At 58.7% G+C, this 15,545-nt stretch carries 11 protein-coding genes; 2 read left to right on the forward strand and 9 right to left on the reverse strand.

Annotated features, from left to right (window positions below):
* Positions 1-5: 5 nt before the first annotated feature.
* The 9 genes from nosR to ACNSOI_RS15270 form a co-directional block, all read right to left on the reverse strand.
* The gene (gene nosR / locus ACNSOI_RS15230) at positions 6-2,126 is read right to left on the reverse strand and encodes a transcriptional regulator NosR (RefSeq protein ID WP_420195729.1); all 2,121 of its coding nucleotides are present in this window, start codon (positions 2,124-2,126) and stop codon (positions 6-8) included.
* Between the two features lie 123 nt (positions 2,127-2,249).
* Positions 2,250-2,651, reverse strand: a complete 402-nt coding sequence (locus tag ACNSOI_RS15235; protein ID WP_106694745.1) for a ribonucleotide reductase subunit alpha — start codon at positions 2,649-2,651, stop codon at positions 2,250-2,252.
* Between the two features lie 55 nt (positions 2,652-2,706).
* Entirely contained in the window at positions 2,707-3,456 is a 750-nt protein-coding gene (locus tag ACNSOI_RS15240) for a Crp/Fnr family transcriptional regulator (RefSeq protein WP_286251527.1), read from the reverse strand.
* Between the two features lie 307 nt (positions 3,457-3,763).
* Entirely contained in the window at positions 3,764-4,570 is an 807-nt protein-coding gene (locus tag ACNSOI_RS15245; protein ID WP_420194443.1) for a peptidylprolyl isomerase, read from the reverse strand.
* A gap of 60 nt (positions 4,571-4,630) precedes the next feature.
* Entirely contained in the window at positions 4,631-5,308 is a 678-nt protein-coding gene (gene narI, locus ACNSOI_RS15250) for a respiratory nitrate reductase subunit gamma (RefSeq protein ID WP_420194444.1), read from the reverse strand.
* 18 nt (positions 5,309-5,326) lie between these two features.
* On the reverse strand, positions 5,327-6,067 hold the full coding sequence (narJ, locus tag ACNSOI_RS15255) for a nitrate reductase molybdenum cofactor assembly chaperone (protein ID WP_138435261.1): 741 nt from the start codon (positions 6,065-6,067) through the stop codon (positions 5,327-5,329).
* Positions 6,068-6,077: 10 nt separating this feature from the next.
* Positions 6,078-7,655 carry a nitrate reductase subunit beta gene (gene narH, locus ACNSOI_RS15260; RefSeq protein ID WP_072676441.1) on the reverse strand — a complete coding sequence of 526 codons (1,578 nt, stop codon included), beginning with the start codon at positions 7,653-7,655 and terminating at the stop codon, positions 6,078-6,080.
* The gene (locus ACNSOI_RS15265; RefSeq protein WP_420194445.1) at positions 7,652-11,395 is read right to left on the reverse strand and encodes a nitrate reductase subunit alpha; all 3,744 of its coding nucleotides are present in this window, start codon (positions 11,393-11,395) and stop codon (positions 7,652-7,654) included. The genes narH and ACNSOI_RS15265 overlap by 4 nt, the downstream gene beginning before the upstream one ends.
* Positions 11,396-11,517: 122 nt before the next feature.
* Positions 11,518-12,786, reverse strand: coding sequence for an MFS transporter (locus tag ACNSOI_RS15270; protein ID WP_106694740.1), 1,269 nt, complete (start codon positions 12,784-12,786; stop codon positions 11,518-11,520).
* 183 nt (positions 12,787-12,969) lie between these two features.
* Between ACNSOI_RS15270 and ACNSOI_RS15275 the strand changes: the two genes are divergently transcribed.
* The gene (locus ACNSOI_RS15275; RefSeq protein ID WP_420194446.1) at positions 12,970-14,826 is read left to right on the forward strand and encodes a histidine kinase; all 1,857 of its coding nucleotides are present in this window, start codon (positions 12,970-12,972) and stop codon (positions 14,824-14,826) included.
* Positions 14,827-14,855: 29 nt separating this feature from the next.
* A complete protein-coding gene (narL, locus tag ACNSOI_RS15280; protein WP_058092689.1) occupies positions 14,856-15,515 on the forward strand; it encodes a two-component system response regulator NarL in 660 nt (219 codons plus the stop codon).
* Positions 15,516-15,545 lie beyond the last annotated feature (30 nt).

A 15,545-nucleotide genomic window follows, 5' to 3' on the forward strand; every position in this document is an offset into this window, starting at 1 on the left:
ACTGCTCAGTTCACCTGAACCACGGGGATCTCCTCCGGGTGGCCCGGTGCGTTGTGACCACGGCGTTTGCCCCGGCGCTTGACGATCAGCGGTGGGCACTTGTGGTCATCGAAATAGGTCATCTGGCAATCCAGGCAGTAGTGGCACTCCATGTAATTGATGTGCCCATCCGGATGGATAGCCTGCACCTCACATTCGTGGTCGCAGAGGCGGCAGGGGTTACCGCACTCTTTGCGGCGCTTGAGCCAGTCGAACACCCGCAGCTTGGAAGGCAGAGCCAGGGCGGCTCCCAGCGGGCACAAGTAGCGGCAGAACACCTTCCGGGTGAACAGGTTGACCACCAGCAACAACAGGGCGTAAGTGACGAAGGGCCAGGTGCGATCGAAGCGGAGCGTAATGGCGGTTTTGAAGGGTTCCACCTCTGCCATTCTTTCTGCGGTAGCAAGCGACTCCAGGGAAACACCAAACAACACCAGAAGAATGATGTATTTGATGGCCCAGAGGCGCTCATGCACGGCAAACGGCACGGTGTACTGGGGCACCTTCAGTTTGCGGGCAATTTCGTTGGTCAGTTCCTGCAGGGCGCCGAACGGGCACAGCCAGCCGCAGTAAACCGCTCGCCCCCAGAGCAATACGATGCCGGCCACCACCGACCAGAGAATGAACAGCATCGGATCAATCAGGAAGGTTTCCCAGCGGAAGCCGCTGATCACGCTGTTTACAAAGGTCAGCACGTTGACGATCGACAACTGCCCCAGCGCGTACCAGCCGATAAAGAACAGGGTGTAGGTCAGAAACGCGTGGCGAACCCAGCGCATCATGCGCGGCTTTTGCACCAACCAGTCCTGGAAGAACAGGATGAACAGCAGCACGCCAATACCCAGTCCCACCACGATGATCTGGAACTGCTTCTGATACCAGACCTGAACCCACATGGGTTGCTCTTCCAACCACTCTTCCTGGGTAAGCTCGGGTTCCGCACGGGTGTAATACTTGTCAGGCAGTTGGTATTCCAGGGGGAACACCGCAAATTCACTGTCCAGAGGGCCGGTCTGGCGTTTTACTGTCAACTCCAGGGACCAGGGCTCGCCGGGGTCGAAATTGTATTGCTGGCGAATGATGAAAATGGCCATTTCCGGCAGGCGCGGCATATCGCCCAGGTACACATCGCTCAGGCGATAGTAGTCCAGGTCACGGAAGTTGAAGGTGTCTCCGAACTGGCGAATCTGCAAGCGATCGAAGATACCGCCACGCACATAGCCTGAACCACGGAAGGAGTAGGAACCATTAGCCAGCACCGCAATGGCATGCTCACCTTCCTTCAACTCAGACATCAACCACTCGTACTGGCGATCACCCAACAGGTTACGGCCAATGGAAGGCACATCCAGGTAAGCGGTGTATAAATCGATCAGGGGTTCGTCACGCTGATCCGGTGCGGCGGTTTCAAAACCCTCTGCCGGCCCACCGGCAAAGGCATCATCCACCTGGCCCCGGGTCAGCAGAATCCGGCGAATGGACCCGTCACCGGTTAATTCTGTCCAGGAACGTTGCCGAAAGCTGTCCTTGATCACTTCAGCCTTGGGTGGCCGCTTACCAACGCCAACGCCTTCGACCAGGCCCAGCTCACCGCCAACTCGATGCGCCGTGCGCATAATGACTTCGTTGATGACCATGACCGTGACGGTCGCACCAGACAGTCCATCCACCGCCACCCTGCGTTCGGACGTTTTTCCCCCAACGGTTACTCGCTGGTCAGCTTTCAGGCCGGCGTATTGATCAGTGAACTCATGCATCTTGGCTTCGGGAATACCGATCAAGAGAATCGGTTCATCGTGATGGATCACCCGTGCGCCTTTGATCTCGCCTTCGGTATCCAGCACCACCATGGCGTTCAAGGGCTTACCGGAGTATGCCGGGGTTTGCACGAAATCGAGGGTCTGGTAGGCGTAGCCCACCAGTTCATCGCCGGCGTAGAGTTCCTGGATGGCCCGGTTGTCTTCCCGGGGCTCATAGCGAGTGACCGACGGAATGGCAACCTGGATCACCTGCCGGCCGGCAACGGGCTCGTATTCACTGAGCGACGTGGCGCTGGCAACCGATGCTAGAAGCATCAATGCCAGCATTACAAGAACAGATTCCCTGAACACTCAAACCCCCAATCCAATCGGAATACAACTAGGGTGGACAATGATTGATAAAAATCACATACCTCTTTTTGGATACGCCAGCGGCGTAACCGGACCGGTTCAGCCCAGGCTCACGGCCTGGCCGGATTGATCGAGGGGTAGGTAATTGCCAACGTTACCCATACGGATGCTTTCGACCATCATGGTCATGGGTTGCTGGGCTTCATCACTGGAGGGTTCTATGCCGCCACGGCCAGACATGGCCGCCACGAACACCATATCCCAGTCTTGGCCGGTGGTTCGGGATTCTTCAGCCAACACAGTGAAGTCTGGCGCTTCCTCAGGGGTTTTATCCACGCAAATCACCGGGGTCAGCGCCCCACCCTCACCACGTTCGAAGGCGGCCCGCTCGGCAGCGGATGCATCATCTGGCAGCTCGGCTTTGCAAAACACGAACAGGAATCGCTGGGGCTCATGTTCGTTCTGGCTGGCCTTCACAAGGTCCTGGTAACTGCTGATCATAATGATGCCCCTGACTTGGCGAAAATTGGAAAAAAGGGCCCGGAGGGCCCGAAAGCTACTGACTGATTTCGATCAGTCGCTGAGGGTCGGAAATAAACAGTTTGCTGCGGTTCACCCGAACCAGGCCGTTGGACTTTAGATCGGCCAATATCCGGGAGAAGGTTTCCGGCTGCATGGCCAGGCGCGAAGCCACCAGGCATTTGGGCAGGGGCAGTTCAACTTCGCCCCCTTCCAGGGCGCCATTAGGCAGCAGGTCAATCAAGTAGCGGATCAGGCGGTCACGGGCGTTCTGGACGGTCATGATTTCCAGGTCGTGGAACCGTGTGACGGCACGCATGGCGTAATGGCGAAGCGCGGCCTGGGCATACTCCGGGTGCCGGTCGAGCAGGTCCTGATAGGCTTTGACCGGGATCATCAGCACTTCGCTGGATTTGAGTGCTTCGGCGTAGCAGGCGTACCTTGGCGGATCGGCGTAGATCATGACTTCGGCGAAGCAGTCGCCGGGGGCGATGCTGTCGAGGGTTCTGTCGATGCCGGAGGAGTCCAGGCGGTAGAGTCTGAGGCGGCCGCTGATCACAAAGAAGAAGTGGTGCGCTGGCATGTCCTGGCGGTAGAGCAGCTGGTGGTGGCCGAGACGCAGGCGCCGGGACTGCTGGATGAGGTAGTCCAGGTCGGGGGCTTTGAGGCTGCGGAACAGGGCGTGGCTGCGTAGTGCTTCCAGGCCGTCTTCTTCATCAAGCGGTTTGTTGATGGCGACGAGTACGGGTTTGGTGTATCGGCTTTCGGCGCTTTGGGTGACGGCCATTGGAGTATCCTCTCTGCATATTCATGCATTCAATATCTTGTTTTAAATAGTAGAGGGATAGTGGTGAAAAATCGCTCCCCCGATGGGGGTATAAGGCGGGTTCTTGTTGAGTAGTTGACTTAACTCAATTATTCGCTTTGCTAACCAAACTGGAAATCAGATCATGGAGTTTGGCCAGCAGTTGTAGACCCTTCCAAAACACGCTGTGAATACATCCCTGTACGCTCTGCTCCGCCATCCCTGGCTCCGCAAGGTTTTGGAAGGGTCTACAACTGCCGGCCTTCGCACTCCGGAGTGATATTCCTATTTATTGCATCAACGGCGAATCCGGCAACTCCAGGTCGACGCCTTCTATGCCGGTTTCAACGGCCAGGACTTGCAGGTACTGGCGGAACGCGCGGCGGGTGACGCTTTCGCTCAGGTATTGGCGAATCTGGGGTTTGACGTGTTCGTACGGGAGCTGTTCGCCGTCGATTCGTTGGTCTACCCGGACGATGTGCCAGCCGTAGCGGGTTTCGATGAGTTCGGGATTCAAACCTTCAGTGAGGCTCAGTACCGGGCGTTCGAATTCTTCGACGGTCTGGCCTTTGCTGATCTGCCCCAGGCTGCCGCCCTGGTGGCGGGATTCGCAGGCGGAGTATTGTTTGGCCAGTTGGTTGAACTGTGAGCGGCCGTCCAGGAGGGCGGTCAGGAGTTGTCGGCCGGCTTCTTCCTGGCGCATGCGTTCTTCGATGTCGTCCGGGGCGGCAGCCAGGAGTATGTGGCTGACGGCCATGATGGTGGGGCTGCAGAATCGGCCGGGGTTGGCGGCGTAGAAGCGTTCGCAGTCCTGTTCTTCGGGGTCCGGGACGTTGAGTTCGAGTTCCAGTACCCGGGCGATGCGGTCTTCTTCGTCTTCGATGTTGTCCAGGTTCAGGCGGCTGACCTGTTGCAGGAGTAACTCGCGGATGACGAGGCTTTTGGCGGCTTCGTGCCAGGCTTCGGCCAGTTCTTCGGCGGGATGGTGCTGCATTTCCCGGGCGATGTCGTCTTCGTGGATCAGCGTGTCACCCACATACACCGGAGGGAACTGGTTTCTGGGTTTGCCGGCTTCGCCGACGGGGATTATTTGCATGTTGCTTCTCCAGAAAGATTCTTTGCCACGGAGCCGGCAGGCTCCGTGGCAATCTCATCATTACGCGCGTTTGCGAACCACCTGGTACTTCCGGCCGAAATACTCCACCGGCACGCTGAGCATGTGCACCAGTCGGGTGAACGGGAAGAGTACGAAGATGGTCAGGCCAAGGAAGATGTGGGTTTTGTAGATCCAGTGCACATCCGCAATGTGGCCAGCCACACCGCCCTGCAGGGTCAGCACGCCTTGTGCCCAGGCAGAGAACTTGAGCATTTCGGAGCCATCCAGGTGCCCCATGGTGGGCAGGATGGTGGCCAGGCCGATGGCGACCTGCACCACCAGGATGATGATGACCAGATTGTCAGCGACGGTGCTGCTGGCACGAACCCGCGGGTCGGTCAGGCGGCGGTAGGCGAGCATGGCGCCGCCAATCAGGCACATAACGCCGGCGATGCCGCCGACCACCACGGCCATGACCTGTTTCTGGCCTGGGGTCATCAGCCATTCGTAGGCCCATTTCGGCGCCAACAGGCCAACCAGGTGGCCGAAGAAGATCACCAGGATACCCACATGGAACAGCACGCTGGCCAGTACCATGTTTTTCTTTCTCAGCATCTGGCTGGAATGGGCTTTCCAGGTGAACTGACCGTGGTCATAACGCGCCCAGGTGCCGATGAACAGGACCGCCAGGGCGATGTACGGGTATACCCCGAAAACCAGTGTGTGTAGATAGGACATTGTCATTTCCTCCTGCGCTTATGCGCGCCCTGCCTGACGGGGGGTAGCGTCCGTCATCAGCTGATCGCTCAGGTGAATGGTCTGGGTCTGTTCCAGCTCACGGCGGCGTTGTCCAACCACGCCACCGGTGCTGCAGGAGCTGCCCTGGTCATCCACAAATTTCACCATTTCTTCTTCCCAGACCTTGTCCAGAGCTTCCGGCGTGTCGTCGCGCTCTTCCGAGGCAACGATCTGGGCCAGTTCCTGGCGGTTGGTCTTGCGGCCGGACAGCACCAGCAGCGAATCCATCACCACGTGGTAGACGCTTTCACGCTGGTACAGCCGCTCGCCGAGCAGGCCGAGGATGTGATGGATGTCTTCCAGCCAGTTCCTGATTTCGTCCCATGGCCGGGTAGACAGGTATTCCAGGAACAGCGGCAGGTAGTCCGGCAGTTCCCGGGCATCAATCTCCAGGCCATTGGCCCGGTATTGTTCCATCAGGTCTACCATGGCCTGGCCGCGGTCACGGGACTCGCCATGAACATGCTCGAACAGCAGCAGGGAGGTGGCCCGGCCCCGGTCGAAGGTGCCTACGTAGGATTCCTGAAGGTCCATCAGGTCTCCGTCGCACAGGCGGTCGATGCAGGTCAGCAGCTGTTCCTTGTTCTGCCGGGGCAGCCGGCTGTCCTCCAGGACAGCGGCTACCAGGGCGTCTTTGGATTGCTGCAGTTCGTCGGTGGGGTACTCGAGCACCCGCGCCAGTACTTTCAGAAGTTGCATAACTTGCTCCTCAATCCTGCAGCTGTTTCGGGTCGACCTGCTTTACGGTCGCCAGCTTGCTGACCATGCTGGTGGTCTGCTTCTTGCCACCGAACAGGCTGAACTCGCTGTCACCACCGTTGCAGCCGTCGCCGAAGCTGAAGCCACAACCACCACGCTCGCCGTAGGCGTCCGCATCCGGGAAAGCTTCCTTGGCCAGCTCGCGATGGCTGGTCGGAATCACGAAGCGGTCTTCGTAGTTGGCGATGGCCAGGTAGCGGTACATTTCGTCCGCCTGGGCTTTGGTCAGGCCGCACTCCTCCAGCGCTCGCAGGTCTTCCTTGCCTTCCACGGTCTCGGCACGCTTGTACAAACGCATGGCCATGATCCGCTTGAGAGCGCGAACGATGGGCTTTTCGTCACCGGCGGTCAGCAGGTTCGCCAGGTACTTGACCGGAATCCGCAGGCTTTCGATCTTCGGTAGTACGCCGTCGAACTCGACCTTGCCGGCTTCCGCCGCAGACTGGATCGGGCTGAGCGGCGGCACGTACCACACCATGGGCAGGGTGCGGTATTCCGGGTGCAACGGCAGGGCCAGTTTCCAGTCGACGGCCATCTTGTAGACCGGGCTCTGCTGGGCGGCTTCGATCACGTTCATCGGGATGCCGTCTTTCTTCGCCTGCTCGATCACTTTCGGGTCGAACGGGTCCAGGAAGATTTCCAGCTGCTTTTCATACAGCTCGTGCTCGCCCGGGGCGCTGGCCACTTCTTCGATGCGGTCTGCGTCGTACAGCAGCACACCGAGGTAGCGGATACGGCCTACACAGGTCTCGGAGCAGACGGTCGGCAGACCGGCTTCGATACGCGGGTAGCAGAAGATGCACTTCTCGGACTTGCCGGTTTTCCAGTTGAAGTAGATCTTCTTGTACGGGCAGCCGGAGACACACATCCGCCAGCCGCGGCACTTGTCCTGGTCGATCAGTACAATGCCGTCTTCTTCGCGCTTGTAGATGGCACCGCTCGGGCAGCTGGCCACACACGCCGGGTTCAGGCAGTGCTCGCACAGGCGCGGCAGGTACATCATGAAGGTGTTTTCGAACTGGCCGTAGATATCTGCCTGCACCTGATCAAAGTTCTTGTCTTTGCGGCGCTTGGCAAACTCGGTGCCCAGGATTTCTTCCCAGTTCGGGCCCCATTCGATTTTCTTCATGCGCTCGCCAGAGATCAGCGACCGTGGCCGGGCGACCGGCTGGTGCTTCACATCACCGGCGGTGTGCAGGTGCTGGTAGTCGTAGTCAAACGGTTCGTAGTAGTCATCGATTTCCGGCAGGTCCGGGTTGGCGAAGATGTTCGCCAGTACCCGGAACTTGCCGCCGATGCGGGGGCGGATTTTGCCGGAGCTGTCGCGCATCCAGCCGCCCTTCCACTTGTCCTGGTTCTCCCATTCTTTCGGGTAGCCGATGCCAGGCTTGGTTTCGACGTTGTTGAACCAGGCGTATTCCATGCCTTCACGGCTTGTCCATACGTTTTTGCAGGTGACGGAACAGGTGTGGCAACCAATGCACTTGTCCAGGTTCAGCACCATGCCGACTTGGGAACGGATTTTCATTTTACTGCCTCCTGAGCATAGTCATTGCCTTCACCGTCGAGCCAGTCCACGTTCTTCATCTTGCGGACCACCACGAACTCGTCCCGGTTGGAACCTACGGTGCCGTAGTAGTTGAAGCCGTAGGAATACTGGGCATAGCCACCGATCATATGGGTCGGTTTCGGGCACACACGGGTGACCGAGTTATGGATGCCGCCCCGGGTACCGGTAATTTCAGAGCCCGGTACGTTCACGTTGCGTTCCTGGGCGTGGTACATCATCACCATGCCAGGCATCACCCGCTGGCTGACCACCGCCCGGGCCGCAATGGCACCGTTACTGTTGAACAGCTCGATCCAGTCGTTGTCTTCAACCCCGATGTCTTTGGCATCGTCTTCACTCATCCACACGATGGGGCCACCGCGGGAGAGGGTCAGCATCAACAGGTTGTCGCTGTAGGTACTGTGAATACCCCACTTCTGGTGCGGCGTGATCCAGTTCAACGCTTTCTCCGGGTTACCGTTGCTGCGCTGATCCTGCATGCTCTCAATCGCCTTGGTGTTGATGGGCGGGCGATACACCAGCAGGCTTTCACCGAAGGCGCGCATCCACTCGTGGTCCTGGTAGAACTGCTGGCGGCCGGTCAGGGTGCGCCAGGGAATCAGCTCGTGCACGTTGGTGTAGCCAGCGTTGTAGGACACATGCTCGTCTTCCAGACCAGACCAGGTCGGGCTGGAGATGATCTTGCGCGGTTGCGCCACGATGTCCCGGAAGCGGATTTTCTCCTCTTCCTTGTTCTTCGCCAGATGGGTGTGGTCCAGGCCGGTCATTTCAGACAGTGCGGCCCACGCCTTCACGGCAACCTGGCCGTTGGTTTCCGGCGCCAGGGTCAGAATCACTTCCGCGGCATCAATGGCGCTTTCAATCTTCGGACGACCCGCGTTGGCACCTTCCAGATGGGTGTAGTTCAACTCCTTCAGGAAGTTGACTTCCTTCTCGGTGTTCCAGTTGATGCCCTTGCCACCGTTACCCAACTTGTCCATCAGCGGGCCAAGCGAGGTGAAGCGTGCGTAGGTGTTCGGGTAATCCCGCTCAACGGTGATGAAGTTGGGCGCAGTCTTGCCCGGGATCAGGTCGCATTCACCTTTTTTCCAGTCCTTCACATCGAACGGCTGGCCCAGTTCCGCCGGCGCATCGTGCAGCAGCGGCAGGGTCACCACATCTTTCTCGACACCCAGGTGGCCCTCAGCCGCCTTGGAGAAGGATTTGGCAATGCCCTTGTAGATTTCCCAGTCACTGCGCGCTTCCCAGGCCGGATCGGTGGCGGCGGTCAGCGGATGGATGAACGGGTGCATGTCTGAGGTGTTCAGGTCATTCTTCTCGTACCAGGTAGCGGTCGGCAGAACGATGTCTGAATACAGGCAGGTGGTGGACATGCGGAAGTCCAGGGTCACCAGCAGGTCGAGCTTGCCCTGCGGGGCTTCGTCGCGCCACTTGACCTCTTGCGGCTTGGCACCGCCTTCCACACCCAGGTCTTTACCCTGCAGGCCGTTCTTGGTGCCCAGCAGGTACTTGAGCATGTATTCATGGCCTTTGCCGGACGAACCCAACAGGTTGGAGCGCCAGATGAACAGGTTGCGCGGGCAGTTCTCCGGCGCTTCCGGATCCTCACTGGCGAAGGCCAGGGAGCCGTCCTTCATGGACTTGGCCACATAATCGGAGACGTCCATGCCAGCCTTCTCGGCTTCCGCCGCAATACCCAGCGGGTTGCGGTTGAGCTGGGGCGCAGAGGGCAACCAGCCCATGCGCTCGGCGCGCACGTTGTAGTCGATCAGGCTGCCACTGAATTTGGACTTGTCCGCCAGCGGCGACAGGATTTCGTCGACACCCAGTTTCTCGTAACGCCACTGGCCGGAATGGGCGTAGAAGAAGGAGGTAGAATTCATGTGGCGTGGCGGGCGCTGCCAGTCCAGGCCAAACGCCAACGGCTGCCAGCCAGTCTGCGGGCGCAGTTTTTCCTGGCCAACGTAGTGGGCCCAGCCACCGCCGCTCTGGCCGATACAACCACACATGATCAGCATGTTGATCAGGCCACGGTAGTTCATGTCCATGTGGTACCAGTGGTTCATACCGGCACCCACGATGACCATGGAACGGCCCTTGGTCTTGTCGGCATTATCCGCAAACTCACGGGCAATGCGGATCACTTTCTCGGCGGGTACGCCGGTGATCTTTTCCTGCCAGGCCGGAGTGTAGGGCTTCACTTCGTCATAAGAAGAAGCTCCGTCGTCATCGCCCAGGCCGCGGCTGATGCCGTAGTTGGCGACCATCAGGTCGTAAACAGTGACCACACGGCCTTCGGAGCCGTCAGCCAGCTTGACCTTGCGGGTGCCCAGCTTGTGCTTGAGGATGTCCTTGATTTCCACGTGCTTGAAGTGGTCGTGCTCAATACCACCGAAGTACGGGAAGGCAACGTCCACAACGTCGTCGTGTTTCTCGACCATGGACAGCTGAAGGTTTACATCGGAGCCCTTGGCGGTCTGCTTCAGATTCCACTTGCCCTTCTCGCCCCAGCGGTAACCGATGGAGCCATTTGGTGCAGTCAGCTCGCCGGTGCTCTCGTCAATGGCGATGGTTTTCCATTCCGGGTTGTTTTCTTCACCCAGTCCGTCCACCAGATCACTGGCCCGCAGGAAGCGGCCCGGCACATAGCTGCCGTCGTCTTTTTCATCCAGCATGACCAGGTACGGCATGTCGGTATAACGGCGCACGTAATCGGTGAAGTATTCACTGGGCTTGTCGACGTGGAACTCTTTCAGGATCACGTGGCCCATGGCCATGCCCAGGGCCGCGTCGGTACCCTGCTTCGGGTTCAGCCACTCATCAGACAGCTTGGAGACTTCCGCGTAGTCCGGGGTGATGGCAACGGTCTTGGTGCCCTTGTAGCGCACTTCGGTAAAGAAGTGGGCGTCCGGGGTACGGGTCTGGGGCACGTTGGAACCCCAGGCAATGATGTAGCCGGAGTTGTACCAGTCAGCGGATTCCGGCACGTCGGTCTGCTCGCCCCAGGTTTGTGGGGAGGCCGGCGGCAGGTCGCAGTACCAGTCGTAGAAGCTCATGCACACGCCGCCAATCATCGACAGGTAACGGCTACCAGCGGCGTAGGACACCATGGACATGGCCGGAATCGGCGAGAAGCCGATGATGCGGTCCGGACCATACTTCTTGGCGGTGTAGACGTTGGAGGCAGCAATCAGCTCGTTGACCTCGTCCCAATTGGAACGGACAAAACCGCCCATACCGCGGCGGGGCTTGTACTCGGCGGTTTTCTTGGGGTCTTCAACAATGGACGCCCATGCTTGTACCGGGTCGTTGAACTGAATACGGGCCGCACGCCAGAGCTTCATCAAGCTCTTGCGCATCAGCGGGTACTTCAAGCGGTTGGCGCTGTACATGTACCAGGAATAGCTGGCACCTCGAGGGCAGCCGCGGGGCTCGTGGTTGGGCAGGTCCGGGCGGGTACGGGGGTAGTCGGTCTGCTGGGTTTCCCAGGTGACCAGGCCGTTCTTGACGTAGATCTTCCAGCTGCAGGAGCCGGTGCAGTTTACGCCGTGGGTGGAACGCACAACCTTGTCGTGCTGCCAGCGCTGGCGGTAGCTGTCTTCCCACTCGCGACTGACTTCATGGGTTTCGCCGTGGCCGCCCGCGAACGGCTCGCGCTTCTTCCTGAAGTAATTCAGTTTGTCGATTAAATGACTCATGGTCTCTCTCTCCGTCTGCCGGATCGTTGCTCCGATTTGAGACCATTGTGTGTGAGAAAAACCGCGAAATCTGCGTGGTTACTACCACATAACCCGGCTGTACCACCGAGGTGGTAGCAGGGCTATATCCCTGGGTGGAGAAGGGTTCTTCGCTCCTCACGACGGGTGTCGCGAGCGAACATCAGAAGGCTGCTGCTGAGCAACAGGAAGAGAATCATGAACACCGCTGTTCGAACACCCAGCCACTGGTTAACCGCGCCAAACAGGACCGGTAGAACAAACGCAACGGAACAGGCAGAAACCAGCAGAAAGCCTGCGAACAAGGCGGCCTCGGCACGATTGGCCAGTATCACCATTCGTTGCAGGCTCCCCATGGCACTCCCCATGGCGACACCCAGCACCACAATCAAACTACCTTCAATCATCAGAGGCAGGGCAAATTCCACAGTGATGATCTCATCTACCCCCCTGACAAATAACGTCATTGGCGGGTAAGACAACACAGCCAGCGCCACCAGGCACAACACCAGTGACCGCGTGGCGACCCTGGCACTGCCAAACCGGTCAGCCAGGCCACCACCCAGAATCTGCGCAAGGGCACCGGGAATAACGAACCACTGAGCCTGGCGTGCGCCCGCGTCCAGGGACAAGCCAAACTGTGCCGACAGGAAATCCGGCAACCAGAGCGCCAAGGCAAAGAAGCTTCCGGCCACCACACCAAAGTAGGCAGTGAGCGGGAGCGAGCGACCACGTCTGAGTATTCGAACCACCTGCCCGACAGACCAGGGCCTGTCCGCACCGGATTCCCTGGATTCCGGATCGGTCAACATCACCAGAAGGGCAATCACCAGCAGCAATACAATCAGGTAGGCCAGGGGCACTCCCTGCCAGGAAAACGCATCGTGAAACAGCGGTACCAGGTAATAGCTGAAGCCAGCCCCTGTGACTCCCGCACCAAAAACGCCAAGCACCAGCCCCAACCGTTTCGGCTTACAGTGACTGACCACAAACTGCAGGCCGGCACTGTAGAATCCACCGGCCAGCCCCAGACCGCCGGCAACCAGAAGGTAACCGTAGAAACTTTCGGTCAGCAGGAGTAAGCCCATACACAGTGCCAACCCTGCCAGGCAGGCGAGCATCACGGCGCGGGCACCATAACGCTGGGCGGCCAACCCGGCCGGAATTGCCAATACAGCACTGACGGCCATGGGCGCGGCCAGCAATATGCCGAACTGAAGACTGCTCAAGGCAAGATCGGCCCTGAGGTGCACTCCCGCCACGGCAAACAGCGTCCAGCATCCTGCCGCAACAACAAAGCCTGTCACTGCCAGCGGCAGAATCACCACCAGCGATGCCAGCTTGTCATCGTCCTGCTCCAGTCGGGTTTGCATCCTGTCACCTCGAATTAACCAACCTTTAGTGTCGGCTTTTGCTCTCCAAAGGGTCAAAGGCTATGATGGAGGACTATCCATTGGGGTAATTGACTATCCTCAAGGAGGTATCGGAACCGCAGTTCCTCGGTCATAATCTGGCCTGGAAAGGCACCTTTCGAACTCCCTAACAGACAACAACCCATGACATCCAGAAGTCCGCTAGTAAACCGACTCGCTGTGGTGATCGGCGCCATCGTGCTGACCGCTATCGTCAGCATGTCTACAACCCTGGCGGTTTCCAACAGCATTGAAGGCAATGCCACGGCCATCAACCTGGCCGGAGCGCTGCGGATGGGCGCCTTCCAGTTAATTGCCCGTTCTGCCACCGAAGATTACGAAAATGGACGGGCTACCTCAGGCGCACGCATCAATGATTATGAGCGCCGCCTTGAGGACACCGCCATCCTTCGCTCGGTTCCCGGCGCAGACGACCACCCTCTGGCACGACAGTACCGTCAGATGCTGGCGGCATGGCAGGACGAACTTAAACCAGCCCTTGAACAACATGAAGTAGGCACACCCATCACCCCGGCTATGGTTCAGGCTGTGGAGGACTACATCCAGGAAGTTGACCGCCTGGTGACTATGCTGGAACAGCGTACAGAAGCACGTGTTGATCTGCTGCACCTGATTCAGATCATCAGCATGGTGTTCTCGGTGCTGATCGTGATCGCCCTGTTCTACGACCTGAAAAACCGGATTCTTCGCCCCCTGCGAAAACTCGTGGCCATCGCCGGCGCCGTTGGCGAGAAAGATTTCTCCCGGAAAGCCGATCTGAAAGGTGCAGACGAGCTTGCACAACTGGGCCAGGCTTTCGACCAGATGACCAGCGAACTGGCACTGACCTACTACGAACTGGAAGCCAAGGCCCGGCAGAAAACTGAAGAGTTGGAAGTCAGCCACCAGGCCCTGCAGGTCATGCATTCGGCCAGCAGAGACCTGTTTGCCAAGCATGATCTGTGTAACGGTGCCATTCCCATGCTGCAGGAACTGGAACTGCTGCTGGGCATTGGTCCGATCCGTCTGTTCCTGCACGACAAGGAATCCGCAGAGCCTGTGGAAGCCATTACCACGGCCACGGACAAACGGCCGTTCTACTGTCGCGACCATCACTGCAATGCCTGCCTGGTGACCCCCGAGGTCTACGATGAGATGCCCCTGGAGAACAATGACGGCCGCCGTTTGTTGCTCCCCATCCGCACACCCGGCCAGTTACTCGGCACCCTGGAGGTGTGGTACCCGGCAGAAAAAGGCTTATCTGCCACTTCTCGCCGGCTGCTGGAGACCCTGACCGACCAACTGGCAACCGCCATTTTCCTGGAACGGCAAATAACCGAGGAACAGCAGCTGACCCTGGCCGAAGAACGCACCGTGATCGCCCGGGAGTTGCACGATTCACTGGCCCAGTCGTTGTCTTACCTGAAGATGCAGGTAACCCGGCTGCGCCGGCTCAATATCACGGGCGACCAGAAACCCGTTCACGATGACATTCTGGATGAGCTCAGTACCGGTCTGAACAGCGCCTACCGGCAACTGCGTGAGCTACTGGCCACGTTCCGCCTGAAACTGGACACACCAGACCTGGCCACGGCTTTGCGCAAGACCATCGACGAGTTTTCCGAGAGACTGGGCCACCCGGTGGACTTTGAATACAACCTGCCGCCTCAGACGCTGTCGCCAAACGAGGAAATCCATACCCTGCAGATTATCCGCGAGGGACTGGCAAACGCCGTCAAGCATGCCGACGCTACGGTCATATCCGTTAAGGTGCTGTTCGAGTCTCCGCAGGTTCGGGCAAGTATTCGCGACAACGGCAAGGGCCTGCCCGGCGGCGACCAGCCGGTTAACCATTACGGCCTGGTGATCATGCAGGACCGCGCCCGAACGCTCGGGGGTAAGGTAAAGGTTGATAACCGGGACGAAGGCGGCGTGGAAGTGACATTAACATTCGTTCCCAAAAGCCGTAACCTGATTCCTACCGAATCTTCACCGGCCTGACCCAAACACCAACATCAACGAGAGAAACCATGGCTGAGACACCCGCAAGTATACTGCTGATTGACGACCACCCCCTGCTGCGACAGGGCATCAAGCAGTTGATCGGCATGGAAGACGACATGGAAGTGATCGGCGAGGCAAGCAACGCCGCCGACGGCATCAAGCTGGCCCTGGAAACCGAGCCGGATTTGATCCTGATGGACCTGAACATGCCCGAGATGGACGGCATTGAAGCTCTCAAACACCTGCGGGACCAGAACATCAGCTCGCGTATTGTCATGTTTACCGTGTCTGACCAGGAAGACGATGTGGTTGCCGCCCTGCGTGCCGGTGCCGACGGCTACCTGCTGAAAGACATGGAGCCGGAAGATATGATCGCCCAGTTACACCAGGCGGCTGTTGGCAAAATGGTCATCAGTGACCGGCTAACAACGTTACTGGCCCAGGCCCTGCGTTCCAACAAACCGCAGCAGTCATCCCGGCCGGACTTCGACAGCCTGACGCCGCGTGAAAAAGACATACTGCGCCTGATTGCCGAAGGCCTCTCCAACAAGATGATCGGCCGCAAGCTGGACATCAGCGACGGCACAGTAAAAGTGCACGTAAAGCACCTGCTCAAGAAACTCAACTTGCGCTCGCGGGTTGAAGTAGCCGTTTGGGCCGTGGAAGAAGGTCTCCACAAGGGCTGAGTTAAATCAAGTCGCCGCTTGCGACCTTTT

The organism is Marinobacter sp. GH_1, assembly GCF_048595985.1.
In the GTDB taxonomy this organism is placed as follows: domain Bacteria; phylum Pseudomonadota; class Gammaproteobacteria; order Pseudomonadales; family Oleiphilaceae; genus Marinobacter; species Marinobacter shengliensis.

What these genes read in the sequence shown, in the direction of transcription:
- ACNSOI_RS15265 (WP_420194445.1), bottom strand. Translation starts at nt 11,395, where the DNA reads ATGAGTCATTTAATCGACAAACTGAATTACTTCAGGAAGAAGCGCGAG.
- nosR (WP_420195729.1), bottom strand. Translation starts at nt 2,126, where the DNA reads ATGCTGGCATTGATGCTTCTAGCATCGGTTGCCAGCGCCACGTCGCTC.
- narJ (WP_138435261.1), bottom strand. Translation starts at nt 6,067, where the DNA reads ATGCAACTTCTGAAAGTACTGGCGCGGGTGCTCGAGTACCCCACCGAC.
- ACNSOI_RS15235 (WP_106694745.1), bottom strand. Translation starts at nt 2,651, where the DNA reads ATGATCAGCAGTTACCAGGACCTTGTGAAGGCCAGCCAGAACGAACAT.
- narL (WP_058092689.1), top strand. Translation starts at nt 14,856, where the DNA reads ATGGCTGAGACACCCGCAAGTATACTGCTGATTGACGACCACCCCCTG.
- narI (WP_420194444.1), bottom strand. Translation starts at nt 5,308, where the DNA reads ATGTCCTATCTACACACACTGGTTTTCGGGGTATACCCGTACATCGCC.
- ACNSOI_RS15275 (WP_420194446.1), top strand. Translation starts at nt 12,970, where the DNA reads ATGACATCCAGAAGTCCGCTAGTAAACCGACTCGCTGTGGTGATCGGC.
- ACNSOI_RS15270 (WP_106694740.1), bottom strand. Translation starts at nt 12,786, where the DNA reads ATGCAAACCCGACTGGAGCAGGACGATGACAAGCTGGCATCGCTGGTG.
- ACNSOI_RS15240 (WP_286251527.1), bottom strand. Translation starts at nt 3,456, where the DNA reads ATGGCCGTCACCCAAAGCGCCGAAAGCCGATACACCAAACCCGTACTC.
- narH (WP_072676441.1), bottom strand. Translation starts at nt 7,655, where the DNA reads ATGAAAATCCGTTCCCAAGTCGGCATGGTGCTGAACCTGGACAAGTGC.
- ACNSOI_RS15245 (WP_420194443.1), bottom strand. Translation starts at nt 4,570, where the DNA reads ATGCAAATAATCCCCGTCGGCGAAGCCGGCAAACCCAGAAACCAGTTC.